Origin of the sequence: uncultured Dialister sp., from assembly GCF_900538805.1 — a bacterium.
GTDB lineage: Bacteria > Bacillota > Negativicutes > Veillonellales > Dialisteraceae > Dialister.
Window position 1 is genome coordinate 1 of sequence record NZ_UPZP01000007.1, and the last position, 26030, is coordinate 26030.

A 26030-nucleotide genomic window follows, 5' to 3' on the forward strand; every position below is an offset into this window, starting at 1 on the left:
TCGACGCGAATAGCGAGCTATTTAAGGAGACTTATGACGTAGCATTGGATAAAAATACATATGAAATTCGATTCTGCGAATTAATCAGTGCTTTCCTAACCTGTTTTTATTATAACAGACCGGAATGGGGGCTCACTGCTTTCTACTCATCATTTCCCTATTTACAACCTCATATATATCCGCTATACTGTGTGTATATTGATAAAGAGACAACGGAGCCCTTTTTACCGTAAGGTAAGAAGGGCTTTTGCGTCTCTATGGCAAAGAGGCTGCACTCATCTTCGATGACTGCGGCCTTTTTTCGTAAGGAGGAGAGACTATGAAAAAACTTCTGAAAACTGTACTCACCGGTTCCCTTCTGGGCCTTTCAATTCTTGGTTTTGCAGGCTGCGGCGGACAGTCCGGAAGCTCCTCTTCCGGCGGCTCCGTGCCGAAGGACACCATCGTGGTAGGCATGGCGGTGGATCCGGAGACCCTGGACCCGGCTGTCACCATGGACAACAAGGGCTGGCAGATTACCTATCCCGCCTATGAAAGGCTTGTGAAATACAAAGTGGTGGACGGCAAGGCCACCACGGAGGTGGAGCCTTCCCTGGCCAAGTCCTGGACCGTCAGCGACGACGGCCTCACCTGGACCTTTACCCTGGACGAGGGACACAAATTTGCCGACGGCTCTCCGGTGGACGCCAAGGCAGTGAAGTTCTCCATTGAACGTGTACAGAAAATGAAGAAGGGTCCCTCCGATTATTTCAAAGTGGTGAAATCCATCGAAACACCCGATGACAAGACCGTCGTTTTCCAGCTGGACAAGCCATTTGCGCCCTTCCTATATACCCTGGCGGTAAACGGTTCCTCCATTGTGAATCCGAAGGTCATGGACCAGGCTAAGGACAACGACATGGGCTCCTCCTACCTGGCTACCCATACCATGGGTTCCGGTGCCTATGAAATCACGTCCTACACTCCCAGCCAGTCCATCAAGCTGGATGCCCAGAAGAATTATTCCGGCAAGGCGCCGGCCATTAAGCATATCCTCTTCAACAGCATCAAGGATCCCTCCGCCCAGCGTCTGCAGCTGGAGAAAGGGGATATCGACATTGCCGAAGGCATTCCCATGGACCAGATCGACCAGCTGAAGGACAACAAGGCCATCCGTATCTATGAAGACCCGTCCCTCCTCTGCTCCATCGTGTACCTGAACAACCGGAAGCTCCCCACCAGCAACAAGGTCTTCCGTCAGGCCCTTTCCTATGCCATTGACTACAACGCCATCATCGACGGCGCCGTGAAGGGCAGGGGCCAGCAGCTCACCAGTGCCGTGCCCGAAGGCATGTGGGGCAAGGACGAATCCATCAAGGGATACTCCTACAACCTGGACAAGGCCAAGGAACTGCTGGCGAAATCCGGCGAAAACGTGACGGAAATCAGCCTCCTCTACTCCGGCCACGCCGCCTTCGACGAAGCGGAAGCCTTAATCATCCAGAATAACCTCCAGCAGCTGGGCATCAAGGTGAATCTGGAAAAAGTGGCCTGGGCTACCTTCCGGCAGAGAGCGGACAAAGGCGATTTCCAGATGGCCCTGGGCACCTGGAGTCCGGACTACAGCGATCCCCAGTTCTTCCTTTCCTACTGGCTGGACTCCTCCTACTGGGGCCTCCCGGGGAACCGCTCCTTCTATAAGAACGACGAAGTGGACGGACTCCTCCGTGAGGCCGAGGTGATGACCGACAAAGAAGGAAGGACGGAAATCTACAAGAAAGTACAGCATATCGCCTTCGACGATGCCCCCTATCTTTTCCTCTTCCAGACCAAGGTACTCACCCCCATGAGAGCCAATATCAAGGGCTTTGCCTATAACCCCATGCTGGACAGCATGTACGATTTCGAACACCTTTCTAAGGAATGATTTCTGGATTCATGAAATTTGATTTTCCGGAAAAAGGACTTTCCCGTAAAGCCCTTTTTCTAGTGGGCTGACCGCTATCCGCTGACCGCTTTCCGCCTGCTCTTCCCGCCGAGCATCGTCATCCTGAACGCAGTGAAGGATCTTGGTACGAGGAGGTAGTGACTCATTAGCCGGTAAATACCGGGCGGCGGGAAGACGTCAGACTATCAGACGGCAGACATCAGACAAGCGGTGTTCCCGAAAGCAAGGGGGCTGTGGCACCTTCGGCGCCAATATAAATGCTGCCTGCGTTAGCGCCCCTTCGGGTCATCCCCTTTGGCGGCTGGTGTCACCACGGATAAAAGGGCTCTAAAGATTGACAACCCTTATGAGCTGAGGGTTCTTAGGTTTGATGGGCCCTGAGGGCCCAAGGGGTGTGGTGGCCCCCTAAAGGGGAAACTTGACTCGCCGCTTAGCTTTTGTACTCACAAGTACCTCAAGGCATAACGCCGCTAAAACTTCCCCCTCCGGGGGAAGTCCCCGTAGGGGAATAGGGGTGCATTTCCATCGTGCCGCAGGCGCGGTTGTAGGGTTTTCCATTCTGCGAAGCAGAATTATAAAATTCATCGCCCGTTAGGGCGATACCACAACCTTCTGAACCTTTTGAACCTTCTGAACCCTTTGAACCCTTTGAACCCTCACGCCTTAGGCGTGTCATCATATCATACAAGGAGGGCTTATGATTTCATGGCGATTTATATTTCAAAAACTACTTCATCTCATCCTTGTCTTTATCGGCGTTTCCATCGTCACCTTCTGTATTTCCCATGTCATTCCCGGTGACCCGGCCCGCATGCTGGTGGGACCCCACGCTTCTCCGGAGACCCTGGAAGCGGCGCGTGAGTCCCTGGGACTGGATAAGCCGGTGCTCACCCAGTACGCTCTGTACATGGAGGGACTGGCCCATGGGAACATGGGTGTGTCCATCCGCACCCAGATGCCGGTGGCCGGCGAACTGGCCCGCTATTTCCCGGCTACCCTGGAGCTGACGCTGGCGGCCATGGTGATTGCCGTGGTTTTCGGCATTTTCCTGGGCGTGCTGTCGGCGGTGCACCGGAACAGCTGGATCGACCATGTGAGCCGTGTGATTTCCATGGTAGGTGTCTCCATTCCCCTCTTCTGGTCCGGCGTGGTGTGCCTTATCCTCTTTTATAAGGTATTTCCCATTTTCCCCGCCTCCGGCAGGCTGGATACCTTCCTTACACCGCCGCCTTCGGTGACGGGGCTTTATGTAGTTGACGGGCTCATTGCAGGAAATATGGACGTCGTGATTTCCGCCATCCATCATCTCCTGCTCCCGGCTCTCTGCCTGGCTTATGCCCAGCTGGCCATCATTGCCCGGCAGGTGCGGAGCGGCATGGTGGACGTGCTGGAGCAGGACTATATCCGCACCGCCAGGGCCTGCGGCATTCCGAATCGCCGCATCATTTACCGCTACGCATTGAAGAATGCATTGATTCCGACAGTCACCATCACCGGCCTTACCATGGGAGAGCTTCTGGGCGGCGCCGTCATTACGGAAACCATTTTTGGCTGGCCGGGCATGGGGAAATATGTGATGGATTCCATTGCTTACCTGGATTTCCCGGCCATCATGGGCTTTACCCTGGTGGTGTCTGTGGGCTATGTGGTGATTAATATGGTGGTGGATATGATTTATAATATCCTGAATCCACAGATCAGCGGAGGTGATGAGAAATGACCGGCGTGAAGGCGGAGGAAATCGTAGAGGTGCGGGAAAGTTTTTTCCACAAATCCCTGGATATCCTTCTGAAAAACAAACTTACCCTGGCAGGCATGGTCATTGTGGCTCTCATCATCCTGCTGGGGATTCTGGCACCGCTTATCAGTCCCTGGGACCCGAATCTTATGAACGTGTCAGGACGGCTGCAGGCGCCATCGCTGCACCATTTCTTCGGCACCGATGAAATGGGACGGGACATTTTCTCCCGTATTCTCTACGGTGCCCGGATTTCCATTACCGTAGGCTTATCCATCGTCATCATTGCCGCTGGCATTGGCGTGGCCATCGGCAGTTTCTCCGGCTTCTGCGGCGGAAGGGTGGACCGCATCATCATGGCTTTGACGGACATGATTCTTTCCTTCCCCTCCATGGTGCTGGCCCTGGCTCTCACGGCGGCCCTGGGGGTGGGCCTTTTCAATACCATGCTGGCGGTGTGCATCGTCAGGATTCCTCTCTATGTCCGCCTCATGCGGGGGCAGGTGCTGTCCCTGAAGGAGGAGCCCTATGTGAAGGCTTCAAGAACCTTCGGCGCCTCTCCCTTCTGGATTGTGCTGCACCATATCGTGCCCAACTGCCTTTCGCCCCTCATGGTGCAGATGACCCTGGGCATCGGCGATGCCATCCTCATCGCTTCGTCCATGAGCTTCATCGGCCTTGGTGCCCAGCCGCCCATGCCGGAATGGGGCGCCATGATTTCCACCGCCCGGGTCTATGCCATTGACCAGTGGTGGTACGCCGCCTTTCCGGGACTTTTCATCCTGGTCACTGTGATGGGCTTCAACCTGTTAGGCGACGGTCTTCGGGATATTTTGGATCCCAGGGAGCACTGATGCTATGGAAAATGTACTTGAAATTGAACATCTGTCTTTGGCCCTTCCTTCAAAGAAGGGCATGATTCCCATTCTCCATGATGTGAACCTCCATGTGGGAGCGGGAAAAATCATGGGCCTCGTGGGAGAGTCGGGCAGCGGCAAATCCATGACCGCCTTTGCGGTGACCCGCCTCCTTCCCGGCGGCGGAAAGGCGGAGCTGGACGGCTCCATCCGTCTCTGCGGACGGCAGCTCCTGGGCATCAGCAAAAAGAGCATGGAAGAAGTGCGGGGCCGGGATGTGTCCATGATTTTCCAGGAACCCATGACCTGCCTCAATCCGGTCTTCACCATAGGCACCCAGATGACGGACGTTATCCGCACACATGAAAAGATTTCCAAGGAAGATGCAGAGAAGAAAGCCCTCGCCATGCTGGAGGCGGTGCATATACGGAATGCGGAGGACGTGATTTCCTGCTATCCCTATGAACTGTCCGGCGGCATGCGGCAGCGGGTGATGATTGCCATTGCCCTTTCCTGCCATCCCAAGCTCCTCATTGCCGACGAACCGACTACGGCCCTGGACGTGACGGTGCAGGCCCAGATACTCTATCTGATTAAGGAGGCCTGCCGAAATCTGAAGACCGCGGTACTCTTCATTTCCCACGACCTGGGGGTGATTTCGGAAATCTGTGATTCCATTTCCGTCATGTACTCCGGCCACATCGTGGAATCCGGCGATACCGCCGCCGTGCTCCAGAGTCCCGCCCATCCCTACACCCGGGCCCTCATCGGAGCTCTTCCCAAATTCACCGGAGACCATACCCATGACCGGCTCACTGCTATTCCTGGCATGGTGCCGGATCCCGCGGAAAAAATGGCGGGCTGCCGTTTTGCGCCCCGCTGCAAAAGAGCCAGCGCCGCCTGCCGGCAGGGTCTGCCGCCGTCGGTGGAAATCAGGCCCGGCCACAAAGTGTACTGCTGCCATCCTGAGGAGGTGTGACATGGACATACTGGAAATCAAGAACGTGACGAAAACCTTCCACACCCGAAGTTTCTGGGGAAAATCGAAGGAAGTGCACGCCTTAAACGGCATCACCCTCTCTCTCATGAAAGGAGAATCCCTGGGCATCGTGGGGGAGTCGGGCTGCGGGAAATCCACCCTGGCCAGCCTCATCATCCGTCTGGCAAAGCCCACCTCCGGCGAAATCCTTCTCTACGGAAAAGATATTTCCCATGCCAAGGAAAAGGAGCTGAAGGATATCCGGAAGAAAATACAAATCGTCTTTCAGGACCCCTACTCCTCCCTGTCGCCCCGCATGAAAATCGGGGATATCCTCATGGAGCCCGCCAGGGTGATGGGGGAATTTTCCGAAGCCCACCGGAAGGAGAGGGCAGAAATGCTTCTGGAAATGGTGGGCCTTCGGAAAAGTGTGATGGACCGCTATCCCCACGAATTTTCCGGCGGCCAGCGCCAGCGTATCTCCATCGCAAGGGCCCTCATGACCAGCCCGGAAATCCTCATCCTCGACGAACCCACCTCCGCCCTGGACGTATCCGTGCAGGCCCAGGTGCTGAATATCCTCATGGACCTTCGGGAAAAACTCCACCTCACCTACCTCTTCATCTCCCATAACCTGGCGGTGGTACGCTATATCTCCGACCGCACCGCCGTCATGCAGAAAGGGAGAATCGTGGAAATGGGCCCCTCCGATGAAATCCTATGCCACCCGAAGGACCCCTACACCAGGGAACTCATCGCCGCCGTACCTATGATAGGAAAACCCTTCACGGCGCCGGGAAGGATTGCGGAGCTGGGGTGAGGCTGGTGGCTGTCGGCTGTCCGCTTACCGCCGACTCTGGACTGCATTCCCGAAAGCAGAGAGACATCAGACTTCAGACTATCAGACACCTCTTCCCGCCGGCCGGGATTCTTTAGTGAACTGGTGGACTAGTGGACTAGTAAGAGTCACTATCTGCATGTACCGAGATTCTTCGCTGGCCCTCAGAATGACTATGCGGGGCGGGAAATCCCGTAACGCTGACTATAAATTGCGGCGCCAGCCGCCACCACAACCCTCTGAACCCTTTGAACCCTCACGCCCGAAAGGGCGTGTCACAAGGGCGCAGAACCCTTTTTTACAAGGAGGTGCCATCCATGGCCATTGATTATGAAAAACTTTCCCGTCTCATCAGGAAGATGATGGATTATTATTCTATTCCCGGCATGGCCATGGGCGTCATTGACCGGGGAGAGGTGCATGTGGAAAGTTTTGGCATCCGGGACGCTTCGGGGCACCCTTTCCTTACGGACACCATCAGCGGCATCGGTTCCTGCAGCAAGTCCATGACCGCCTTGGCAGTGATGAGGCTGGCGGAGAAGGGGCTGCTGGACATTGATGAGCCCATCGCTTCCTACATCCCCGGCTTCGCCCTCTGGGATGCGGCGGCGTCTGCCCAGGTGACTCTCCGTGATATGCTCTGCCACCGGACGGGGGTGGGCGGCCACGACGGGGCCTGGCCGGATAATTCTATTTCCCGGGTGGATTACCTGAAGCGGCTGAAGTATCTGGAGCCCAACGCGCCCTTCCGCACCCTGGCCCAGTACAGCAATGTCATGTACGCCGCCATCGGCGGTATTATGGAGGCGGTGACCGGAAAGAAGTGGGAAACCATTCTTCGGGAGGAAATCTTTGAACCCCTGGGCATGGACCGCACCTTCTGCCTCATGGATGAGGCGGCGGCTGATGAAAACTGCGCCATGCCCTTTTGGTGGGACCAGGGTCTTCATGAAATCCCCCGCTGGAACATTGATCAGGCAGGCCCCTGCGGTTCCGTCATGAGCAGCGCCGAGGACATGGTGAAATGGATTTCCTTCCATATCCATGGAGGAGAAGAGAAGGGGACTTACCTGCTTACACCGCAGGATTTCCTTGCCATGCACAAACCCCAGATTCTTATGGACTATCCCCATGTGAAGGGTGGGCGTAGCCTGGGGTACGGCTTTGGCTGGCGGGTGATGGAATATCATGGCGCCATGGTGCAGCAGCACACCGGAAAGATAGAAGGGTACAGCGCCTTCCAGTTCTATATTCCCTCCCTTTCCTGCGGCGCCGTGTACCTGCAGAATCTCCATGCCCCCGACAATCCCCTGATTTTTGCTATACAGGGCTTCCTGCTTGACGCTTTCCTTGGACGGGAAGAGGAGGACTGGTTTGGCATGTATACGGAGGCAGGGAAATCCCATGCCCCCGAGGATATGTACCACCATCTGGAGTTTGACTGTATGCCGAAGAGCGGCGCCGAAGGCCCCCTGTCCCACAGTCCTTCCGAATACACCGGCACCTATTTCCATCCCGGCTACGGTACCTTCCACGTGACGGAAAGGGATGGACATTTCTACCTCCAGGAGCGGGCGGTGGAGGACAGGCCCATGACCCATCTGTACTACGACACCTTCCGGGTGGACCGGGTGAAGGAGGATACGGACCTCTATTCCATTCCCCTCACCTTCTTTGCCGATGACGCCGGCCATATTGCGGGCTTTCATCTTCTCCTGGAGCCGAAGGTCCATTCCATCTGCTTTAAAAAGGTAAAAATGGTATAATAAAATTCCGCAGGGCTATCCTGCGGAATTTCGACAGATAAGGACGGATGGGTATGATTTCATATACAATCAGACAGGGCACATTGGAAGACGCAGAAGCGCTGGCGGCGGTGGAGGCAGAGTGCTTCCCGGCGGCCGAGGCAGCTACGGCGGAAGAAATCAGGGAAAGGCTTTCGGTGTATCCCAATCATTTTCTCCTTCTGTATCGGGACGGAAAACTGGTGGGCTTCATCGATGGCATGACCACCGACGAAAAGGACCTTCGGGATGAAATGTATGAAAAGGCGTCTCTCCACAATGAGAAGGGCGCCTGGCAGATGATTTTCGGCCTGAATACCATCCCCGCCTTCCGGAGGGAAGGCTGCGCCGGACGGCTCATCGAAGCCTTCAAGAAGCAGGCTGAAGAAGAAGGGAAGAAGGGCATCGTCCTCACCTGCAAGGACAGGCTGGTTCATTACTATGCCGGATTCGGCTTTAAAAACGAAGGCGTTTCCCCTTCCACCCACGGCCATGTGGTTTGGTACCAGATGCGTCTCACCTTTTGAACTGCTATAGAATCTATCTATAACCGGTGAAAAGAAAAGCGGATATCCATAGATAGCATTGGAAAATTTCCTGTTTCCAAAGAGGAACGTGTGATTCTTTCTTTCAGGCAGTGTTTGCCTTATAATAATTAATATATAGATTTTACTATGGATTCCATTGCATATATGGGGGCTATATTTATGAAATGCCGTATCCTGGGAAGTCTGCTTCTTGCGCTCCTTCTGCTTCCGGCTGCAGCCGGCGCCGCAGAAGGCGGAAACGGAACGTTCCCGGCGGAAAATGAGGACCATGCCGTGCTCATCTCTTCCGCCTTTTCCTCCGCAGGGAGCGGAGAGGAATCGGAATCCACCCTTTACTTTAATGATGGCTTTGGGCGGATGACAGAATTTCATATGGTATCTGAAAACCAGGTGATGACCCTCACCATAAGGCAGAACATGAGGGTGGTGTGGAAGGGCAGCTGCCACGTGGAAAACAGCCGCTTTTCCGTGGTCCGCAGAGAGGGCGAAGGACATATCTATTTCCTTATCACCATGGGCGAGCATACCTATCACGGAGAAATCACCAGAGACGACCGCTGGGATGTACAGGAAATCAAAGACGACCTTTCCCGTGGACCGGCTCATCTGCAGCATTCGATTTCCTGAATATTTTTCCGGCGGCAAACCTCCCCGCATGGCCGTAAGGAAGGCAGAATAGCCGGAAAAATGAGGATTTCCACAGCATGAGGAATATTTTCTACTGCTTTTTGACTTGCCGTGGCAGTTTGTTGTATAATAAAACCAAAAGTCAAGCTAAATGTCCTATTGTATGCTATTATAAAAAAATTGTTACAAGGTAAATGGAAAAGAGTTTCATTGGTGTCTTAGAGTAAGGTGAGAGTTATGAAAAGACAGATTCACTTAAAACCGGAAGATTTAAAAGGGAGCGATAAACTGGGGCTGACCTACAACCTGGGACAGGCTCATAAGATGATGCTGCTCCGCCAGTCTGGCATTATGAAGAAATTCGGACTGACCGCCCGCCAGTCCCTCATTATTGCCTATTTGTCCACCCATAAAAAAGAAGTGGTCACCCAGAAGACCCTGGAAGACCACCTTCACTTGACCAACCCTACCATTACGGTGATGGTCAAATCCATGATTGAAAAAGGCCTCATCCGCAAGGAAAGAATGCCCGATGATGCAAGGAAATACCGCCTCTTCATGACGGACAAGGCAAAACAGGTGGAACAGGCAAGCCGGGAGGCGTCCAAGGATCTGGACGAATCCTTCTACGAAGGCATTCCGGAAAGCGATATGCAGGTATTCAAAGGCGTCCTGAGCCGCATTATGAAAAACCTGGATATGGGCTGATTGATAAAGCATATGAAAAGAACTGTGAGAGAAGGGCTCACAGTTCTTTTTTTATGGCTGCAGCTGTGCTGATGGCGGAGGACGGTGCCGGGAGGCTGTATTTCCGAAAGCAAGAGTGTTCAGGCGCCTCTCGGCGCCCCGGTTCTATGGTCCGTGCGCTTCGCGCCGAACGATGGGTTCGGGCCGGAATCGGCTTCGCCTCCCGGCCTGGTTCAGAGGGGAGCTTTAAATGCCGCCTCCGGCGGTATTTATATTCATCGCCGCCGAAGGCGGCGATACCACAACCCTCAGCCACGCAGTGGCTGTCAAACTTAAGAACCTTAAGAACCTTCGGCCCGGAGGGCCGTCAACCCTCACGCCCGAAAGGGCGTGTCCAAAGGCCGCCACCACCCTCTGAACCCGCCCGCTGAAAGCGGGCAGAACCTTTTGAACCTTCTGAACCCGGGCCGCTCCGCGGCCCTATTTCAACCGTATAATCCTGTCCGCAAAGGCGCGGAAGAAGGGGTCCATTACTCCGCCGTCCATATTTTCCGGATGCCACTGGACGGCGCAGATGAGTTCATTGTCCCTGCTTTCCACCGCTTCGATGATGCCGTCCCGGGCGCGGGCGGCTTCCTTCAGGGAGGGGGCCAGCTTCTTGATGCCCTCCCGGTGACGGGAGTTGACTAAGAGGCCGTCGCCCAGGATATCGTGGAGGCGGCTGTCCTTTTCGATTTCCACATAATGGGTGGCTATATTTCCCGGCGCCTTCTGCATGTGCTGGATAAAGGCCTTGGGGTTCTGGGAGGGCATGTCCTGCCAGAGGGTGCCGCCCAGGGCCACGTTCAGGATCTGCATGCCCCGGCAGATGCCAAGGATAGGTTTTCCCATTTTCAGACAGGCCTTAATGAGTCCGATTTCAAACATATCCCTCTTCTCATAGGTAGGCCCGATGCACCACAGCGGCTCTTCCCCGTAGAAACGGGGCGACGGATTGGGACCGCCGGGAAGCACCAGGGCGTCAAAGGTCTCCACGAATTCTTCCGGCGATGCATAATCGTCGTAGGCAATGATAATGGGCAGGATGCCTGCCTTCCCCAGGGCATTCAGAAGCGGCCGGGGCGCATAGTCCGCCATTTTCTGGTTGATGGGCTTCATGTCCGCCAGAAGCGTGTCGGCGGTAACCGCAGCGATTGGTTTATTCAAGATGAATTCCTCCTTTTGGGAAATATTTTTGCTGTCATAGCAATCATATCATAAGTAAGGAAATGGTGGACTAGTGAACTAGTGGACTAGTGGGCTAGTGAACTAGTGAACTAGTGGGCTGGTGGGTTGGTGAGACAGTGAGACAGTGAGATAGTACGGCTGTCCGCTATCCGCTTACCGCACGAGTCTTCCCACCGGTCATCGCCTGCAGGGCGATACCTTCCCCTCTGAACCCTTTGAACCTTTTGAACCCTCTGAACCCTCACGCCCGAAAGGGCGTGTCCAAAGGCGATACTTTCCCCTCGGCCCAAAGGGCCGTCGTCCCCTGAAACACAACCTTCCTACACAACCCGCGGCGCAGCCGCGCCCCTTTTTTTATCTGCCGCGAAGCGGCCCCTCGCCCTCTCTTCTTTCACAAATACGGCCTATGTGATAAAATAACTTAGAAGTATTGTCTTTTTTAGGAGGTGTTACGTTGTTCGCCTATGCGTTCACGTTTCTCACAGCCCTGGTGGTCACCTTTGTACTGACGCCGGTGGTGAAGAACCTGGCCATCCGTATCGGCGCCGTGGACAAGCCGGACGCCCGGAAGGTGCATCACGGTCTCATTCCCCGGCTGGGGGGCCTTGCCATTTATGCGGGCTTTATGGTATCCGCCATTGCCACCATCGGTTTTACCTATGACATGGTGGGCATCATGCTGGGAGCCACGTTCCTCATTATCGTGGGCATTGCAGATGATGTGGTGTCCCTGCCGCCGAAGGTGAAGCTTCTGGGGCAGATCATTGCAGCCGCCATTCCGGTGGTGATTTTCAATATCAACATCGACTGGATTCACATTCCCCGGCTGGGGATTGTTTACCTGCCGGAAATTATTTCCCTGCCCCTCACCATTTTCTGGATTATCGGTTTCATCAATACGGTGAACCTTATTGACGGGCTGGATGGCCTGGCGGCAGGGATTGCCACCATCGCCTCCATTGCCATTGCCCTCCTGGCCTTCCAGATGGGCCAGTGGACCGCGGCGGCAGCCATGGTGGCCATGACCGGCGCCTGCCTGGCTTTCCTGCAGTACAATTTCAACCCCGCCAAGATTTTCATGGGCGACACGGGGTCCATGTTCCTGGGCTATATCATTGCTGCCGTTTCCGTCATGGGCTCCATGAAAACTGCGGCGGCTGCGGTTCTGGTGGTGCCGCTGGTAGCGCTGGCGGTGCCCATTACGGATACCTTCCTGGCCATTATCCGCAGAAAGAGCAGCGGCGTGCCCATTTTCTCGCCGGATAAGAACCATCTCCATCACCGCCTTCTGGCCAAGGGACTTACCCAGAAGCAGGTGGTGCTCATCATGTACGCTTTGACCGCCTTCTTCTCCTGCGTGGCGCTCCTGGTGATTCATCTCCGCACGCTGATTGGTATCGCCATCGTGGTGATTGCCCTTGTCCTTTTCATTCTGTGGGCAAGAAAGCTGGGCGTCATGAAGGAAATCGTTCCCACGCCCTACCAGATGGAACATAAGAAAGACAAGAAGAAATAGGATTTCATTCTCTGCTTTTCCTTTGGAAGGGAAGAGCCGTTATTTATAAAGAGGTATAGTATGAAAGTCATGACCATTTTCGGCACAAGGCCGGAAGCCATCAAGATGGCCCCTGTGGTAAGGGAACTTCTGAAGCATAAGGAAATCGAAACGAAGGTGTGCCTCACCGCCCAGCACCGTGAAATGCTGGACCAGGTGGTGGACCTGTTTGACCTTCCCGTAGACTACGATCTGGATATCATGAAGAGCGGACAGACCCTTTATGACATTACCGCCCGGGTGCTCCGGGGTTTGGAAGAGGTGCTGAAGAGGGAAAAGCCGGACTATGTACTGGTCCACGGCGATACCACCACCACCTTTACTGCCGCCCTGGCTGCCTTTTACCAGCAGATTAAAGTGGGCCATGTGGAAGCGGGGCTCCGCACGGGCAATCTCCTTTCTCCCTATCCGGAAGAAGCAAACCGCCAGCTCACCGGGGTCCTGGCCAATGTGAACTTTGCGCCCACAGAGACTGCAAGGCAGAATCTGCTCCGTGAGAACAAGAAGGACAGCTCCATTTATGTGGTAGGAAATACGGTGATTGATGCCCTTCTGAACACGGTGAAGAAGGACTACCATTTTGAAGACCCGGAAATCGAAGCCATCGAAGAACATAAGCGGGTTATCCTCGTCACCACCCACCGCCGTGAAAACCTGGGCAGCCCCATGCACCACGTATACCGGGCCCTCCGCCGTCTGGTGGAAGCCGTTCCTGATACGGAAGTGGTCTTCCCGGTTCATAGAAATCCCCTGGTTCGCGAAGCGGTTTCGGAAGAATTGGAAGGGGTGCCGGGCATCCATCTGGTGGAACCGATGGAATACGAACCTTTCACAAACCTCATGGCCAGAAGCGCCATCGTCCTCACCGACTCCGGCGGCATCCAGGAAGAAGCGCCGAGCCTTGGCAAACCGGTGCTGGTTCTCCGTGATACCACGGAAAGACCGGAAGCGGTGGAAGCGGGTACGGTAAAACTGGTAGGCACCGATGAAGAAAGGGTCTACGAAACGGCCTACAAACTTTTGACCGATGAAAAGGAATACAAATCCATGGCGGAAGCGGTGAATCCCTACGGCGACGGCCACTCTGCAGAACGCATCGTGGATGCCCTTTTAAACATCGAAGGACTCAGTGATAAAAAACCTACTAAATTTATAGCCAAGTGACAATGGTTATGGTATACTGTAGCAGTATAAATGCAATTTGTGTTTAACGTGCCCATTTTTGTAAATGCGAATCCGGCGCTGCCGGACAGTGGAGAGGACATGGACAGGAAGAAGGAAAGGAAGGCCGATGATTTTGACCCGCTGCACAGCATTGCTGTGGCGTCGGGAGCTGGCCTCACCATTCTCTGCTCCATCGGCATAGGCCTCTGGCTTGGCATGAAGTGTGACGAATATCTGGGGACCACACCCTTCGGCATCATCATTCTCTCCATATTGGGAGCCATTTCCGGCATGTATTCGGTGATTAAACAGATTTTGGGAAAAAAATAGCATGAATTCTGACCTTACATTTCCAAAGTATGCAGCCCGCATGACAAAATGTCTTCTTGTATTTCTGGTGGTCGGCACGGTAATCCTCTTTGCATGGAAGGGCTGGACCTATGGCGTTGCCTGGGCTCTGGGGACCCTTTTCCATATACTTTTTTATAGATTAATGGTGGTCAAGTTTAACCAGTGGGTTAAAGCTGAAAGGGAGCCGGAATTTATCGGACAGCATCTACTTATCTTCACGACAATGCGGTTCATTCTGGAAATACTATGTGCCCTGGCGGTGATTTTCAGCCCGCTGGATATACTTGCCTTTTTAGGTGGCTTACTTACACTGCCCGTCGCGTCTCTGGCTGAGCGCGTGGTCGGTTTAATTAAGGAATAGGGACTTTTTCTTGACATCCTTGTAAGAGAGAGGGGGTGAGATTATGCATCTGCACACAGGTACACACGTTGTAGAGCAGCTCTTCGGCATGTCTGTGAACATGGACACGATTTTTACCACATGGCTTACAGCCCTTATCGTTTTCGTTCTTGTCTTTGCTGCTACCCGGGGCAAATCACTGGTTCCAGGCGGCTGGCAGAATATGGTGGAATGGCTTATTGAAGGTTTATGCAATCAGTTTGACAGCAATCTGGGGCATAAATACCGTCAGGTAGTCAATATTCTTCTGACTTTTTTCCTGTTCATCTTTACAGCCAACCAGATCGGCCTTCTGCCTACGGAGCATCTGACCGCTTCACCAACCAATGATGTGAACACCACACTGGGTCTGGCTATTGCCAGTTCCCTGCTTCTTCACTTCTATTTCATCAAGAATAAGGGTGTTGGACATTGGCTGAAGCACTTCTTCGAACCGTTCCCGGTTTTCGTTCTGATGAACCTGATTGAAGAGATTGCAAGGCCGGTTACGCTGGCTATGCGTCTATTCGGCAATATCCTGGCCGGTGAAATCCTGCTGGAAATTCTGTATTTCCTCTGCCCGTGGTTCGTACCTATGATCTGGATTGCTTTCAGCTTGTTTGTCGGAGCAGTTCAGGCATACATTTTCACCACCCTGGCTTCCGTGTACATGAAGGAAAGCCTCTAATCTTCGGTGGAGCAGAGCGCCGCTCTTTATCAAACGGCACGGCACCGCCCGTTCAAACGGCTTGTCAATCTATCGGTACCGGCCGTCTCCGGAAATATTTAAGTGATTCTCAGGAGGAATTATTATTATGGATCAGACAATCGTCGCACAGTATTCTCTTATCGCAGCCGCTTTCATCGCTGGCCTGGCATCTATTGCAGCTGCCTTCTCCGACTCCAAAGCAGCTTCCCATGCTCTCGAAGGCATGACCCGTCAGCCTGAAATGGCAGGCAAGCTCTTCACCAACATGCTGGTTGCCATCGGCCTTATCGAATCTATCCCGATTATTGCTATCGTTATCGCTCTGGTTCTCGTATTCGCTAACCCATTCCTTAAATAATATTACCCAATATTCTTAAGGAGGGATCGAATTGGTAGAACTGAATGGTACACTGCTGATTCAGATCATCAACTTCGTTATTCTGTGTGCAATTCTTGGTCATTTCTGCTACAAACCGGTACTGAAAGTTCTTGATGAACGTAAGAACCGCATTAAGAGTGATCTGGATTCTGCTGCCGCTTCCAAGGCAGACGCTGAAAAGCTGAAGGAATCCTATGAAGAACAGCTCCGCGACGCACAGGCTAAAGCCCAGGAAATTGTGGACAAGGCCGTCAAAGAAGCCAAGGTCCAGGCAGATGCCCAGATTAAAGAAGCTCATGCCGCTATTGAAAAGGAAAAGGAAAACGCAACCAAACAGATTGAGAGAGAACGCAAGGATGCTCTTGATGAACTGAAATCTCAGGTTGCCGGCCTCTCCTGCGAAATTGCAGCGAAGATCATCAGCAAAAATATAACGCCGGAAACAAATGACCGGCTGATTGCGGAAAGCATCGCCAAGCTGGATGCCCGCAAAGCAGGTAAGTAATTATGGATAAGAACGTAATCCTTGCAAAAAAGTACGGACGTGCTATCTATGAGATCGCTGCTCAGCAGAACAGCCTGAAAAAAACAGAAGAAGATCTGGTGCTGATTGCAGAAGCTATCCGCAAAAATCAGAACCTCAAGGATTTTCTGAATCATCCTCTGCTTGCCAGGGATGTCAAGAAAGATACGTTAACAAAACTCTTTGCAGACAAGGTACAGCCGGTTGTCATGCAATTCTGCTATGTGGTTATGGACAGAGACCGTTTTGATGTATTCCCCATGATGGTCGACTACTTCGTAACCCAAGCCCACGAGGGCATGGGCGTGGAAGAAGCGGTGGTAACCTCCGCCCTCCCGCTCAGCAAGTCTCAGGCTGAAACGCTGAAGGAAAAACTCGCTGCCATTACCGGCAAGAAGATTCTCCTGAAGCAGAAAGTGGATGCAGCCTTAATCGGCGGATTCACCGTCCAGGTGGGCGACCGCCTCATCGATGGCTCCGTGGCAAGGTCCCTGCAGACACTGAAAGCGAAAATGATGCAATAATTGAGGTGACTTATAGGAAATGAAAATCAGTTCAGATGAAATCACATCTGTCATTAAAAAACAGATTGAAAACTACAAAGTAGACCTCAATGTCGATGAAGTTGGTACAGTCCTTGAAGTCGGCGACGGCATTGCCCATGTATATGGCCTGCAGAACTGCATGGCCGGCGAACTCCTTGAACTGCCGAACGGCGTTTACGGAATGGCGCTGAACCTGGAAGAAAGCAACGTAGGTGCCGTACTTCTGGGTCACTCTGAAACCATTAAGGAAGGCGACACTGTTAAAAGAACAGGCCACCTCATGCAGGTACCGGTAGGCAACGCAGTTATCGGCCGCGTTGTTAACGCACTGGGCCAGCCGATTGATGGCAAAGGTGAAATCAAAACCGACGAATATCGCGACATTGAAATCAAAGCACCGGGCATCGCCGACAGACAGCCGGTTAATGTCCCCCTGCAGACAGGTCTTAAAGCTATCGACTCCATGGTTCCTATCGGAAGAGGCCAGCGTGAACTTATCATCGGCGACCGCGGCACCGGTAAAACAGCCATCGGCATTGATACCATTCTGAACCAGAAGGGTCAGAACGTCATTTGTATTTATGTATCCATCGGCCAGAAGAACTCCAACGTTGTTCGCGTATACGAAAAACTGAAGGCAGCCGGCGCCATGGATTACTCCATCATCGTCCATGCAGGCGCATCCGAAGGTTCCCCGATGCAGTACCTGGCACCGTACTCCGGTGTCTCCATTGCAGAACACTTCATGCACCAGGGCAAGGATGTCCTCATCATTTATGATGACCTCTCCAAGCATGCTGTGGCATACCGTGCCATGTCCCTGCTGCTCCGTCGTCCACCGGGACGTGAAGCTTACCCGGGCGATGTATTCTATCTGCATTCCAGACTGCTGGAACGTGCAGCCCGCCTCTCCGATGCACTGGGCGGCGGCTCCATTACAGCACTCCCAATCATTGAGACCCTGGCAGGCGACGTAGGCGCATACATTCCGACCAACGTTATTTCCATCACCGACGGCCAGATTTATCTGGAAACCGGCCTCTTCTACTCCGGTGTCCGTCCGGCAATCAACGTAGGCCTCTCCGTATCCCGTGTAGGCGGCGCTGCCCAGATTAAAGCCATGAAACAGGTAGCCGGCACTCTCCGTCTGGACCTTGCCCAGTTCAGAGAACTGGCAGCCTTCGCACAGTTCGGCTCCGACCTCGATCCGGCCACCAAGGCACAGATCGACCGCGGCCAGAGAACCACCGAAATCCTGAAACAGCCGCAGTACTCCCCGTACCCCGTCGAAGACCAGGTACAGGCCATCTACGTAGCCGTTAAAGGATACCTCGATGACATCAGCGTGGACGAAGTCGTTGACTTCGAACACCAGATCCTTGCATTCCTCCACAGTAGCCATCCGGAAATCGGCGAAGACATCGTGAAGACCAAGAAACTCACCGATGCCAACGAAGAAAAACTGAAAGCTGCCATTGCAGAATTCAAAGAACGCTACAAAGCTAACAAAGCTGAAAAGTCTGACAAGGTAGAGGGGTGATCTGATTGGAAAGTACGCGTGATATAAAAGGGCGCATTAAATCTGTCACCAACATCCAGCAGATCACAAAAGCAATGAAGATGGTTGCCGCTGCCCGTCTGCGCAAAGCAGAAGAAAAGGCAAACGGCTCCCGTCCCTATGCTGAAAAAATCGGAGAGCTCCTGCGCCGTGCTTCTTCGGTAACACCCGGTTTTACCAGCCCCCTCCTTAGAGAAGGCGAAGTAAAGAAGGTCGGATATCTCGTCATCAGCGCAGATAAAGGCCTTGCCGGTGCTTATAACTCCAACGTTATGAAGCAGACCATGCACGAAATCTCCGGTAAGGATCGCTCATCCTATGCACTTTATGTGTGCGGCAAACAGGGTAGAAACTACCTTAAATTCCGCGGGTATGATCTTGACTCCTACCACTTCGGATTTTCAGATAAACCTCAGGCCCAGGACTCCATCGACGTAGCCAAAGAAATGGTTGACTACTTCGTGAAGGAAGAAGTGGATGAAGTTTATATTATTTACACCAGATTTATCACCGCTCTCCGCCAGCAGGTACAGGTAGAAAAACTTCTGCCCGTCCAGAACCCGGCAGAGGCGGATAAGGAAGCAGAAGGACAGCTCCAGGCGGAAGAACCGTATATGTTCCTCCCCGATGCAGCCTCCGTTCTTTCCAAACTGCTCCCTGAATATGTACAGGTCAAGGTTTACAACGCCATGCTCCAGTCTGCCGCTTCCGAACTGGGAAGCCGAATGGCTGCCATGTCCGCTGCTACCGACAACGCAACCGAAAGAATCGCCGACCTCAACCTTACGTACAACAAAGCACGCCAGGCCCAGGTTACCAACGAAATTTCCGAAATTGTCGGCGGCGCAGCTGCGCTGGAATAACCTATATCGATTAAGGAGGAATGCTTCTTCATGGCAAATGAACAGGAGATGCAGGTAGGTAAAGTCGTCCAGGTTATCGGCGCCGTTGTCGATATCGCCTTCGATGATGACAAAGAACTTCCTGCCATCTATAATGCAATCCATGTAAAAGACGACAAAGGCAGCGTTCCTGTAGATGTTATCTGTGAAACCATGCAGCACCTCGGCGACGGCGTAGTCCGCACCGTAGCCATGAGCTCCACAGATGGCATGGTACGTGGAATGAAAGCTGTCGACACCGGCCGTGCAATCGCTACCCCGGTAGGCGACGGCGTCCTTGGACGTATTTTCAACGTATTAGGCCAGACAGTAGATAAAGACCCCACACCGGTCAAAGCAAAAGACTACTGGCCCATTCATCGTCAGGCACCGGCCTTCAAAGACCAGTCCCCGGCAGCTGAAATTTTCGAAACCGGCATCAAAGTCGTAGACCTCATCTGCCCATACGCAAAAGGCGGTAAGGTAGGTCTGTTCGGCGGTGCAGGCGTAGGCAAAACAGTCCTCATTCAGGAACTGATCCACAACGTAGCATCCGAACACAACGGCTGCTCCGTATTCTGCGGCGTAGGCGAACGTACCCGTGAAGGCAACGACCTCTGGGGCGAAATGAAAGACTCCGGCGTATTGAACAAGGTAGCCCTTGTATACGGCCAGATGAACGAACCGCCGGGAGCCCGTATGAGAGTAGCACTGACCGGCCTGACCATGGCAGAATACTTCCGTGATAAGGAACACCAGGACGTACTTCTCTTCGTAGATAACATTTTCCGTTTCGTACAGGCAGGCTCCGAAGTATCCGCCCTCTTGGGCCGTATGCCATCTGCCGTAGGTTACCAGCCAACCCTGGCCACCGATATCGGCGAACTGCAGGAACGAATCACCTCCACCAAGGAAGGCTCCATCACCTCCGTACAGGCAGTCTATGTACCGGCCGATGACCTCACCGACCCGGCTCCGGCTGGCGTATTCACCCACCTGGACGCTACCACCGTATTGAACCGTTCCATTGCAGAACTGGGTATCTATCCGGCAGTAGATCCGCTGGACTCCACTTCCCGTATCCTTGACCCGAACGTCCTCGGCAAAGAACACTACGAAGTAGCCCGCGGCGTACAGGCCATTCTGCAGCGCTACAAAGAACTGCAGGATATCATCGCCATCCTCGGTATGGAAGAACTTTCCGACGACGACAAAGTCATCGTTGCCCGCGCCAGAAAGATTCAGAGATTCCTGTCTCAGCCATTCTTCGTAGCTGAACAGTTCACCGGTTCCCCGGGAAGATATGTACCGCTGAAAGAAACCATCAGAGGCTTCAAGGAAATCCTTGCAGGTCAGCATGATGATATGCCGGAAGGTGCATTCTACATGGTGGGCACCATTGATGAAGCAATCGAAAAGGCTGAAAAGATGAAGAAAGGGGAATAAGCCATGGCTGATACCCTTACTAATCCTATGCACGTGGAAGTCATCAGTCCGGACGGCGCCATCTATCAGGATGACGGCGTAGACATGGTGGTGGCCCGTGCAGAAGATGGCGAATTCGCTGTCATGAAACGCCATCTTCCCCTTGCTGCTGCTCTTTCCATGTGCGTCGTGCGCATTAAAAAAGCGGACCAGGAGGAAAGAATCGCTGTCTTTGGCGGATTCCTTGAAACCAAGAACAGCAGAGTCAATGTTATCGCTCCGCTGGCCGAACTGGCGGAAAACATTGACGTAGCCCGTGCCCAGGCGGCAAAAAAGCGTGCTGAAGAACGGCTGGCCCACCGCACCGAAGACATCGATGTGGACCGCGCCAGACTGGCCCTCATGCGTGCCCTCATCCGCCTTTCCGCAACGAAAAGTCTCTAATTCCAACAAAAGAGCTGCAGATTTCTGCAGCTCTTTTGCTTTGACTGAAATTCCTTTCATTTCCTGTCCATGGTATGATAAAGAAAACAGAAAGGAGAATGACCATGAGAAAACTGATTTTTACCCTCCTCACCGCCCTCTTCCTCCTCATCCCTGCAGCCGCCAGGGCAGACTACACCGAGTGGAAGGACAGCGCCTATCCCTTCCGGTCGGTCAAAACCATTTACATCGATGAAATGGACACCGAAGGTCTCGAAGGACTGTCCATTTCCGAAGAATGGAAACTGAAAGATACATTCTACAAGAAAATTTCAAAAATCAATGACCTCACCATTCTGGCTGAAGAACCTAAACCCGAAGGAAATTTGATTGCCAGGGATAAAACGGAAGACGCCGTCATAGGCGGGAAAGACACCGCCATTCCCCAAGAAGCGGTGGCGAAAGGAGCGGACATCTACATCCAGCCCCGGATTACCACCTGGCAGGTGGACTCCTACCTGGTGCCGGCCCATACGGAATGGAGAAACACCGAAGTCCGCGACGCCTGGCGCGATAAAGACGGCAGATGGCACGAATACTACCGCACCGTCACCTACCCCGAATTCGTCCCCGACTACTGGGTCCCCTACGCCCAGGTCACCGTCACCTTCGAATGGTACGACACCAAAACAGGAAACCTCATCGCCACCAGCGAAGACAAAAGAGTAAGAAATGCTGAAAACCACCCGGAAGACCTGTACGGAAGAATCGTGGACCGGTTCGTGAAGAATGTGAAAAAGGCAGTGGGCTAGTGGGCTGGTGAGATAGTGGGCTAGTGGGCTGGTGAGATAGTGAGCTGGTGAGATAGTGGGCTAGTGGGCTAGTGAGCTGGTGGGCTAGTGAGATAGTGGGACAGTGGGGAAGTGAGACAGTGCTGTCCGCTATCCGCTGTCCGCTTACCGCTGTCTGCTGGCTTTCTTCCCCCCGGGCGCTGTCATCCTGAGCCGCAGGCGAAGGATCTCGGTAAGAATAGTAAGTAGCGGAAATGAAGGTAAATACCAGTCGGCGGGAAGAGCTGGGTAAATGGTAAGTGAAGGTGGGCGCTCTGCGGGCGCCAATTTGTATACCGCCTTTCGGCGGCCCCCTTTGGTGGCTGCCGCCACCACCTTCCTCCACGGGAAAGCATGTCACTGGATTCTCGCTCGCCTATTGGCTCCCTACGAATCCAGTTCCTTTGCCACCCCGCTAAAGCGGTGGGACAATAACCCGTGCTTAAAATAGAGCAGCCTATGAGGAAAATGTTTTGTGGAGCTTTATTGTGCCCCTGCTAAAGCGGTGGGACTATGGGCGCTGGGCAGTGTGCCACATGATTCTACAAGGAAGCGGAGAGGGGTCTATTCTGCCCCTTTAGGGGAAAGTCCCGCGGAGCGGGATAGGGGGTGGCTGTGGAGGCCCTGCATAGGACCTCCAAGTCAGCCGAAGTTGGCCCTTAACCTGCCCATGAAAGGGCCTTCCTTTTGGTCGGCTGACCGTGTAGGCGGCCAATTCAGCAGGAAGGTAAGCGTAGAAATAACACTGCAGTCAAAATCGTTCTTGCCATTCCGGCAAGGTCTTTTTAGTGTCTGGCGTCACCGCCCTCACCGGAGTAAAGCGAGCACAACCCTTCTACGCAACCTGCCGCCGGAAGGCGGCTATATACTCATTGCCCGCAGGGCGCTGCCACACCCTCTGAATCCTCTGAACCCTTTGAACCCTCTGAACCCTCACGCCCAAAGGGCGTGTCCATGAACCCTCTGAACCCGGGCCGCGAAGCGGCCCTTATATGGTATAATAAAGGCAAGAAAGTATCAGCTGAAATCATAATAATAAAAGGAGGAAGAATCATGGACGAAATTTTCAGAAGAGGAACCTGTCGGTATTTCAAGGAGAAAATGCCGGTGCCGGACGATGAGCTTCTGACCCTGGTGAAGGCGGGCATGCAGGCCCGGGCGGTGGGGAACCAGAAATCCCGGGATTTCATCATCGTCACCAGGGAAGACCTGGTGAAAGCCATTTCCCACAACAGCATCATCGCCGGTCCTGCTAGAAAAGCATCGGCGGCCATTGTCATCGTAGGGAAGAAAGAGGGCATTTCCTTCCCCGAAGAATGGACCTTCGACTGTGCAGCGGCTGCGCAGAACATCCTGATCGAAGCGGAACATCTGGGACTGTCTACCCTGTGGATGCAGGTGTACCCCTACCAGGATAGAAAAGTTCACCTTTGCCACATCCTGGACATTCCGGACGAACTGGATCCCTTCTGCATCATCGCCGTAGGCTATGCCGACAAGACACCGGTCCGTATTAACCGCTACGACGAGAATGCCGTGTTCCTTGACCTCTATGGCAGCCACAAGAAGACTGTGTACACCGGAAAGTAACGGCTGTTTATGAAATCATAAAGAAGGCTGAGAAAAAATATCAATCATTTCCTCTCAGCCTTCTTTATGTTTATATGATGCATGGCTCTTCCCGGAGCAGCCATTTCCACATGGGCACCACATGAATGACGGCGCCGTCCATTTCAATGGTTCCCTCCTCACCGACGGTGAGGATGTATAAATCCTGCCCCGGAATATGAGCGTTAAATTTCAAAAGTCCTTCTACTTCACGGCGGAATGTTTCTTCCGACTGGTGGAGCGCATAGCACACCTGCATAGCCATTCGCCTTTTGGGCACAAAGAAATCCACTTCAATGTTCTTTTCATAATAGTACACTTCTTCCTGTCCGAAACGGCGGACAAGGTCGATGGCCGCCAGATTTTCCAGCGAAGCCGTGGCGCCGTCAAGGGTAAGCAGATTCAGCAGGCCCGTGTCCATGAAATAGTATTTAGGGGTCATTTCCTTATCCAGAAGTTTACCCTGGTAATTGTAGATTGGGAAAATGAGGTACGAATCCTGCATATAGGAAATATATTTAATCACCGTCGATTTGGCAATGGCGGCACCGCTGCCTTTTACGATATTGGCCAGCCGACTGTAGGAAATGGGGCGGCATACCGATTCGGCCAGCTTTTTCAGCAGTAAGCGCAGGGCGAATTCATTGGTAATGCCGTTCCTTGCGATAATATCTCCCACATAAATGGTCTGATAAATGGTATTGAGATACAATTTTTTTGCTTTGAGGCCGATGAGCTCCGGAAATGCTCCTTCCATAAGATAGGAGTGGAAGGCCTGGAACATGGCGGCCCGCCCCTTGGTGGTCAATCCCTGGGATAGGTCCGGCTTCATGCCGGAGGCCTTCAGATATTCTGCAAAGGAATAAGGGTAAACCTCTTCAATCATGAAACGGCCACCCAGGGTGGTGGCGATTTCCCGACTGAGCATTTTTGCATTGCTTCCGGTTACATACACATGATACTTGCTGTCCGCCAGCCGCCGCACAAATTTCTCCCAGCCCGCTACGTTCTGCAGCTCATCAAGAAATACATAGGAAACCCTGTGCTGCGGTGCCGTTTCAGCCTGTACCTCAATAAATTTATTTAAATCGCCGGCGGTGATTTCCAAAAGCCGTTCATCTTCAAAGTTCACATATAAAATAGCATCCCTTGGGATTCCCTTATCCAGCAGGTCCCGTATCCTCTGCATAAGCATGTAGGACTTTCCGGCCCGTCGTATGCCGGTGAGGCAGTAATTCAGCTCATCGGCCCAGGAAAAGCGGCGCTTGATTAAAGTCTGCTCCGACATGGTTTCCCACTGGTCAGCCAAAATCTCCTGAATGGTTACTCTGGTAATCATCGTTTCCTCCATAGAACGAAAATAGGATTATATTGTCCAATTCATAATACAATATTACCCCATTTTCGTTCTATCCACAAGACAAAATAAAAGATATGCTGAGGAAAAAGGGAGGAGCTTTCCCAAGTAAGCACCATCCGGCCATCGGGGGTTCATCTCAAGAACCTTTTCCCTTGAGCGAAGCAAACATAACCATTCTACACAACCTGTGGCGGCAGCGGTGCCTTTTTCTTTAAAATCTGCGCCCCCAGGGCGCCACCACCACCCTCAGCCCCATAGGGGCTGTCAAACCTAAGAACCTTCCGGCTGTCAGGCCGGTCAATCCTAAGAACCTTTTTCCTTTTGAACCCACTGAACCAGCCCGCCGCTGGCGGGCCGAACCCTCTGAACCCGGGCCGCAAAGCGGCCTCTTTTCCCATTTGACATTCTGTGTTATAATAAATACATCGAATAAGTTAAATATATGATTTTTAAAGGAGAGAAACCTATGATTACCGAAATCCACAGCAATGAACAGTTTGATACAGAAATCACAAACCATAAGGGCTACAGCCTCATCGACTTCTGGGCCACCTGGTGCGGACCCTGCCGCATGATGGCTCCGGTCATGGAAAATGCGGAGAAAGTGCTGGGCGACAAGATTCATTTCTGCAAGGTGGATGTGGACGAACTGCAGGACCTGGCAGGCCGGTTCGACATCATGTCCATTCCCACCATCATCCTCTTCAAGGACGGGGAAGAAGTGAACCGCATGATCGGCGCCGTTCCCCAGGAAGAATTTATCAGCCAGCTGGAAAACATGATGGCCTGATTTTCTCAAAATCAGGAAAGGAGGACTGCCTTTTAGGCGGTCCTCCTTTTTATTACGGTAGATAATCAAAACAGAAATAATATAACATTTACACAACTTTTGTTTATAAAATCTTTTGATAAAATAAATAAAAAAGGGCTTGCAACTTGGGAAAAAGATGATATAATATGTACATAAGTTGACCGATGGTCAACGGAAAGTACAGAAGCGTCTTTCCCGGTTCAAATCCCCATGAATCTAGGAAATATCGCTGATGCACGAAGAAAAGGAGGTGCGTTGATTCTTATCATTTTTACCTTGGATTTTCTTGATAATAATTTACCCTCTCTCCAAAAACC

The 26030-nt window shown here is 52.8% G+C and carries 26 protein-coding genes; 24 read left to right on the forward strand and 2 right to left on the reverse strand.

Annotated features, from left to right (window positions below; all coding sequences use genetic code 11):
• Nucleotides 1-319: 319 nt before the first annotated feature.
• The 9 genes from QZQ29_RS01480 (at nucleotide 320) to QZQ29_RS01520 (ending at nucleotide 10006) form a co-directional block, all read left to right on the forward strand.
• Nucleotides 320-1906 carry an ABC transporter substrate-binding protein gene (locus QZQ29_RS01480; protein WP_296958760.1) on the forward strand — a complete coding sequence of 529 codons (1587 nt, stop codon included), beginning with the start codon at nucleotides 320-322 and terminating at the stop codon, nucleotides 1904-1906.
• Between the two features lie 718 nt (nucleotides 1907-2624).
• Nucleotides 2625-3647, forward strand: a complete 1023-nt coding sequence (locus tag QZQ29_RS01485) for an ABC transporter permease (protein WP_296958762.1) — start codon at nucleotides 2625-2627, stop codon at nucleotides 3645-3647.
• On the forward strand, nucleotides 3644-4519 hold the full coding sequence (locus QZQ29_RS01490) for an ABC transporter permease subunit (protein ID WP_296958764.1): 876 nt from the start codon (nucleotides 3644-3646) through the stop codon (nucleotides 4517-4519). The genes QZQ29_RS01485 and QZQ29_RS01490 overlap by 4 nt, the downstream gene beginning before the upstream one ends.
• Nucleotides 4520-4523: 4 nt before the next feature.
• Nucleotides 4524-5501 (forward strand): ABC transporter ATP-binding protein, encoded by a 978-nt coding sequence (locus QZQ29_RS01495; protein ID WP_296958766.1) that lies wholly within the window; start codon nucleotides 4524-4526, stop codon nucleotides 5499-5501.
• 1 nt (nucleotide 5502) lies between these two features.
• Nucleotides 5503-6321, forward strand: coding sequence for an ATP-binding cassette domain-containing protein (locus QZQ29_RS01500; RefSeq protein WP_296958768.1), 819 nt, complete (start codon nucleotides 5503-5505; stop codon nucleotides 6319-6321).
• Between the two features lie 335 nt (nucleotides 6322-6656).
• On the forward strand, nucleotides 6657-8105 hold the full coding sequence (locus QZQ29_RS01505; RefSeq protein WP_296958770.1) for a serine hydrolase: 1449 nt from the start codon (nucleotides 6657-6659) through the stop codon (nucleotides 8103-8105).
• Between the two features lie 53 nt (nucleotides 8106-8158).
• Nucleotides 8159-8650, forward strand: a complete 492-nt coding sequence (locus tag QZQ29_RS01510; RefSeq protein ID WP_296958772.1) for a GNAT family N-acetyltransferase — start codon at nucleotides 8159-8161, stop codon at nucleotides 8648-8650.
• A gap of 180 nt (nucleotides 8651-8830) precedes the next feature.
• The gene (locus QZQ29_RS01515) at nucleotides 8831-9298 is read left to right on the forward strand and encodes a hypothetical protein (RefSeq protein ID WP_296958775.1); all 468 of its coding nucleotides are present in this window, start codon (nucleotides 8831-8833) and stop codon (nucleotides 9296-9298) included.
• Nucleotides 9299-9535: 237 nt separating this feature from the next.
• Nucleotides 9536-10006 (forward strand): MarR family winged helix-turn-helix transcriptional regulator, encoded by a 471-nt coding sequence (locus QZQ29_RS01520; RefSeq protein WP_296958777.1) that lies wholly within the window; start codon nucleotides 9536-9538, stop codon nucleotides 10004-10006.
• A 459-nt stretch (nucleotides 10007-10465) separates the two neighbouring features.
• Here the strand turns inward: QZQ29_RS01520 and QZQ29_RS01525 are convergent, their stop codons facing one another.
• A complete protein-coding gene (locus QZQ29_RS01525; protein ID WP_296958779.1) occupies nucleotides 10466-11191 on the reverse strand; it encodes a gamma-glutamyl-gamma-aminobutyrate hydrolase family protein in 726 nt (241 codons plus the stop codon).
• A gap of 475 nt (nucleotides 11192-11666) precedes the next feature.
• On the opposite strand from QZQ29_RS01525, the gene QZQ29_RS01530 reads away from it, so the two are divergent.
• The 14 genes from QZQ29_RS01530 (at nucleotide 11667) to QZQ29_RS01595 (ending at nucleotide 23524) form a co-directional block, all read left to right on the forward strand.
• Complete coding sequence (locus QZQ29_RS01530; protein ID WP_296958781.1) at nucleotides 11667-12728, forward strand: glycosyltransferase family 4 protein; 1062 nt, start codon at nucleotides 11667-11669, stop codon at nucleotides 12726-12728.
• A 60-nt stretch (nucleotides 12729-12788) separates the two neighbouring features.
• Complete coding sequence (gene wecB / locus QZQ29_RS01535; RefSeq protein ID WP_296958783.1) at nucleotides 12789-13931, forward strand: UDP-N-acetylglucosamine 2-epimerase (non-hydrolyzing); 1143 nt, start codon at nucleotides 12789-12791, stop codon at nucleotides 13929-13931.
• Nucleotides 13932-13961: 30 nt separating this feature from the next.
• A complete protein-coding gene (locus tag QZQ29_RS01540) occupies nucleotides 13962-14261 on the forward strand; it encodes an AtpZ/AtpI family protein (protein ID WP_296958784.1) in 300 nt (99 codons plus the stop codon).
• A 1-nt stretch (nucleotide 14262) separates the two neighbouring features.
• Nucleotides 14263-14643: a hypothetical protein gene (locus QZQ29_RS01545; protein ID WP_296958787.1), complete on the forward strand. Its 381-nt coding sequence runs from the start codon at nucleotides 14263-14265 to the stop codon at nucleotides 14641-14643.
• 43 nt (nucleotides 14644-14686) lie between these two features.
• Nucleotides 14687-15349, forward strand: coding sequence for a F0F1 ATP synthase subunit A (atpB, locus tag QZQ29_RS01550; protein ID WP_296958788.1), 663 nt, complete (start codon nucleotides 14687-14689; stop codon nucleotides 15347-15349).
• Between the two features lie 127 nt (nucleotides 15350-15476).
• The gene (gene atpE / locus QZQ29_RS01555; protein ID WP_008859676.1) at nucleotides 15477-15728 is read left to right on the forward strand and encodes a F0F1 ATP synthase subunit C; all 252 of its coding nucleotides are present in this window, start codon (nucleotides 15477-15479) and stop codon (nucleotides 15726-15728) included.
• Nucleotides 15729-15759: 31 nt separating this feature from the next.
• Nucleotides 15760-16254 carry a F0F1 ATP synthase subunit B gene (atpF, locus tag QZQ29_RS01560; protein ID WP_296958790.1) on the forward strand — a complete coding sequence of 165 codons (495 nt, stop codon included), beginning with the start codon at nucleotides 15760-15762 and terminating at the stop codon, nucleotides 16252-16254.
• 2 nt (nucleotides 16255-16256) lie between these two features.
• The gene (locus QZQ29_RS01565; RefSeq protein ID WP_296958792.1) at nucleotides 16257-16796 is read left to right on the forward strand and encodes a F0F1 ATP synthase subunit delta; all 540 of its coding nucleotides are present in this window, start codon (nucleotides 16257-16259) and stop codon (nucleotides 16794-16796) included.
• Nucleotides 16797-16815: 19 nt separating this feature from the next.
• Entirely contained in the window at nucleotides 16816-18357 is a 1542-nt protein-coding gene (gene atpA, locus QZQ29_RS01570; protein WP_296958795.1) for a F0F1 ATP synthase subunit alpha, read from the forward strand.
• A 5-nt stretch (nucleotides 18358-18362) separates the two neighbouring features.
• A complete protein-coding gene (gene atpG / locus QZQ29_RS01575) occupies nucleotides 18363-19238 on the forward strand; it encodes an ATP synthase F1 subunit gamma (protein WP_296958797.1) in 876 nt (291 codons plus the stop codon).
• A 30-nt stretch (nucleotides 19239-19268) separates the two neighbouring features.
• The gene (gene atpD / locus QZQ29_RS01580; RefSeq protein WP_296958799.1) at nucleotides 19269-20702 is read left to right on the forward strand and encodes a F0F1 ATP synthase subunit beta; all 1434 of its coding nucleotides are present in this window, start codon (nucleotides 19269-19271) and stop codon (nucleotides 20700-20702) included.
• 3 nt (nucleotides 20703-20705) lie between these two features.
• Nucleotides 20706-21125: a F0F1 ATP synthase subunit epsilon gene (locus QZQ29_RS01585; protein ID WP_296958801.1), complete on the forward strand. Its 420-nt coding sequence runs from the start codon at nucleotides 20706-20708 to the stop codon at nucleotides 21123-21125.
• Nucleotides 21126-21229: 104 nt separating this feature from the next.
• Nucleotides 21230-21916 (forward strand): hypothetical protein, encoded by a 687-nt coding sequence (locus tag QZQ29_RS01590; RefSeq protein WP_296958803.1) that lies wholly within the window; start codon nucleotides 21230-21232, stop codon nucleotides 21914-21916.
• Between the two features lie 1071 nt (nucleotides 21917-22987).
• Entirely contained in the window at nucleotides 22988-23524 is a 537-nt protein-coding gene (locus QZQ29_RS01595) for a nitroreductase family protein (RefSeq protein WP_296958804.1), read from the forward strand.
• A 70-nt stretch (nucleotides 23525-23594) separates the two neighbouring features.
• On the opposite strand, the gene QZQ29_RS01600 is transcribed toward QZQ29_RS01595, so the two are convergent.
• The gene (locus QZQ29_RS01600) at nucleotides 23595-24881 is read right to left on the reverse strand and encodes an ATP-binding protein (protein WP_296958806.1); all 1287 of its coding nucleotides are present in this window, start codon (nucleotides 24879-24881) and stop codon (nucleotides 23595-23597) included.
• 487 nt (nucleotides 24882-25368) lie between these two features.
• Here QZQ29_RS01600 and trxA point away from each other — a divergent pair, with 487 nt between their 5' ends.
• Nucleotides 25369-25692: a thioredoxin gene (trxA, locus tag QZQ29_RS01605; protein ID WP_296958808.1), complete on the forward strand. Its 324-nt coding sequence runs from the start codon at nucleotides 25369-25371 to the stop codon at nucleotides 25690-25692.
• The last annotated feature ends 338 nt before the right edge of the window (nucleotides 25693-26030 follow it).